Here is a 2,661-nt window from a genome sequence, read left to right as displayed (position 1 = left end):
ATTTTCTACTTTCATTTCCGTTCGCTTTACGATATTTATGTTTGTGGGCAGGGCTACTTACCATACCCAAAGCCGTTACCTGCCATTAAAACTGCGGGTCTTGATGAGTTGGTGGCTGAAATTGCCGAACCTTCTTTTGTGGTTTAATTTCATCGGGCAAAAATTCTCCAAATTCACGAACCATATTAGTTTTGGCAAGTATGTGGTGATTTGAGTTCACATCAAAATCCTTTGCAAGTATATTCCAACTTACACCTTTTGTTAGTCCTTTGTTTACATTACTAACTTTTGTCCAGTCAGTAATTTTTGCCTTTGCGGTTTCAAACATCTGTTGTAGTTGTTCATTAGTAATCGTTTCGGCAATTTTTCGTGCATCGTTTCTATTCATTTTGTTTAAAATTAACGGCAGGTAACACTGCATAAAATTAATGCGGGTGTTCGTGCCAAATTGTACGGTACTACCTTTTTCAAAATCTAATATTTGTCTAAAATAACGTCTAAGTTTATCTAATTAATGTCTTTTAGACAAACGGTTCATGCACTTACCCATTAGCAATAAAAATTACTCCCGTAGCTCTATCGGGCGAACAGCCCACGCACAGTGCAATCCAAACTTATCAACCCAATCCTTATCTTTTCCATATAGTATTCTTCTGTCATACCAACTCATGTATTCTTTTTCTAAAAACCGTCTCATGGCTTTATATGCACCTTTTTTTGTCCTATGCAAACTCATTGTAGCCATCGCACTCTCATGTATGCAATCTGTGTATAAGAAACTAAATACCTGCGTCATATCCGTAATTTTTAAAAATTCTTACACTTGTCCGTTAACGCCAATACTGCATTTGCTTTATCTTATAAGCCATAACTTCACCAAGCATTTTATATGTTTCAACGTTACCATCATTTAGCAGCTTTTCTTTATTTTCAATTTCCAATCCATCTATTAACGCCTCTAATTTGTCTTTCCAAGTACTGGTTTGCTCTACATCCTCGATTATATCTTCAAGTAAATGGCATCTAATATCGTAATCACGAATTGCAGATTTGTTTCTTGCTTTTATAAACTTTTTAAGCTGTCTGCGATTATATTCTAATTTTGCTTCAACTATATTTTTCATATTTCTCTTTAATTTCATCAATCACTTCACTAAACAAATGAGGAGATCCTTCAAATAACATAAGAAGGATCTTAGCCTCATCTATTGATCTAACATTAAATGTAATGTCAAAGGGTTTAAACTTCTTCTTCTTCCTTCCGTTTCTTCTTTCCATCATAATTTATATAAACTAAAAAACATGCTACAAATGCTAAACCTATGATTATCATCCAATCAGGAATCACACCCAGTTTGTTTTCTATGGCTTCAAAAAAAGAACCGATAATTATAATACTAACGCCCATAATCAATCCCAATTTTTCTCTAAACTTTAACTTTTTCATGACATTTTTAAATTTAATAGTAGCTATGATGACAGGTTGAATAAATACATTGTATCAACAGCTTTTTCAAGAGCTGTTTCAAAATCTTTGTATACAGCCATAAACCCTTCATTGTGAAGAAACATCTGATTTTCATCAGGGAGAAGTTTTATAATATCACTATCCCTGACAATTACATTCCATCCTTCATTCCTGTCAGAAGGTGTTATCATTAAAAACACACCTTCTTTTTTAGCTATACTTTTCCAATTTAGGATAACACCTTTTTCTCTGTTTATAGCTATCCCATTAAGTTTTTCCAACTTTTCCCACTTTCTCTCTGATTCAATAGCTTTATATGCATTAACTAAGTATCCTCCAAAAATGATACTGGCCACAAGCAGGGCATCATCAAAGGTTTCATAATTTCTCAATATATTGTTGATTGAAGGGAAATCACTCCATATCTTCCCTGTATCAACATCAGAAACATATCCCAATAAATACCTTTCAAGATAAGGATAAATAGTTTCAGGACAAATCTCTCTTCCCACTAATATACATGAAGCAGGAAGACTTGGATCATGATGATGATCGAAATTATGAAGTTCTGCATTGTAACTTCTACCAACATCTATAACAATAACCTCTTTATTCTTGAGATATTTTTCAGGAACCTCACTAACTCTCTCAATATCAGCTTTGTCAGCATGTTTTACAAACTTCCTCACCATAGTAATAGCTAAGAGTTCATCAGCATGATGCATTCCTGAATGCGTAACAATCTTTTTAATATACATCTCTCCACCCTTTAGAAAGTTTCTTAATGTATCCACTTGCATCAAGTTCATTAATCAGCTTACCACCGAAGATATCCTTGGCCTCCTGACGTCTGTCATTCCATTCATCTACACTACGAACTCCTGACATAAACAATTTTAGATCTTCAAATGTTTTTGTTTCCATCTTTATAAAATTTTAAATTAATATTTAGCATCCTATTCCATCCTTAGATCCTGATAACAGAATCTGGTAGAATAGGATCTTGCTGGAGACTCCCAAGAGTTCATAGTAGCATACCCCAATACAGCTACATCTCTTGCTATTGTTACCAATAGCTTTCTAATCATCAGGGTTTAGACTTCTCTCTCCTATTTCAGCAACTTTTCGAGGTCTTTAACAGACATACTCCTAAGACTTTCATCTTTCTTCTCAGCAATAAGAGCCATAATCTT

Annotated in this window: 5 protein-coding genes; all 5 read right to left on the bottom strand. The window is 34.0% G+C overall.

Annotation, left to right across the window (positions count from 1 at the left end):
• Positions 1 to 85 precede the first annotated feature (85 nt).
• Positions 86 to 388, bottom strand: a complete 303-nt coding sequence (locus R6U02_RS07045) for a hypothetical protein (protein ID WP_410262908.1) — start codon at positions 386 to 388, stop codon at positions 86 to 88.
• A 442-nt stretch (positions 389 to 830) separates the two neighbouring features.
• Positions 831 to 1,142: a hypothetical protein gene (locus tag R6U02_RS07040; protein WP_410262907.1), complete on the bottom strand. Its 312-nt coding sequence runs from the start codon at positions 1,140 to 1,142 to the stop codon at positions 831 to 833.
• 98 nt (positions 1,143 to 1,240) lie between these two features.
• Complete coding sequence (locus tag R6U02_RS07035; RefSeq protein WP_410262906.1) at positions 1,241 to 1,447, bottom strand: hypothetical protein; 207 nt, start codon at positions 1,445 to 1,447, stop codon at positions 1,241 to 1,243.
• 23 nt (positions 1,448 to 1,470) lie between these two features.
• Entirely contained in the window at positions 1,471 to 2,226 is a 756-nt protein-coding gene (locus tag R6U02_RS07030; protein ID WP_410262905.1) for an MYG1 family protein, read from the bottom strand.
• Complete coding sequence (locus R6U02_RS07025) at positions 2,216 to 2,392, bottom strand: hypothetical protein (protein WP_410262904.1); 177 nt, start codon at positions 2,390 to 2,392, stop codon at positions 2,216 to 2,218. The genes R6U02_RS07030 and R6U02_RS07025 overlap by 11 nt, the downstream gene beginning before the upstream one ends.
• Positions 2,393 to 2,661: the final 269 nt, after the last annotated feature.

Source organism: Alkalibacterium sp. (assembly GCF_046484155.1).
Classification (GTDB): Bacteria; Bacillota; Bacilli; order Lactobacillales; family Carnobacteriaceae_A; genus Alkalibacterium.
Note: the sequence above shows the minus strand (reverse complement) of the source record. Positions and strands in the feature narration are given on the sequence as shown.

Coding starts and splice junctions, on each gene's coding strand:
- R6U02_RS07025 (WP_410262904.1), bottom strand. CDS start 2,392: ATGGAAACAAAAACATTTGAAGATCTAAAATTGTTTATGTCAGGAGTT.
- R6U02_RS07045 (WP_410262908.1), bottom strand. CDS start 388: ATGAATAGAAACGATGCACGAAAAATTGCCGAAACGATTACTAATGAA.
- R6U02_RS07030 (WP_410262905.1), bottom strand. CDS start 2,226: ATGTATATTAAAAAGATTGTTACGCATTCAGGAATGCATCATGCTGAT.
- R6U02_RS07040 (WP_410262907.1), bottom strand. CDS start 1,142: ATGAAATTAAAGAGAAATATGAAAAATATAGTTGAAGCAAAATTAGAA.
- R6U02_RS07035 (WP_410262906.1), bottom strand. CDS start 1,447: ATGAAAAAGTTAAAGTTTAGAGAAAAATTGGGATTGATTATGGGCGTT.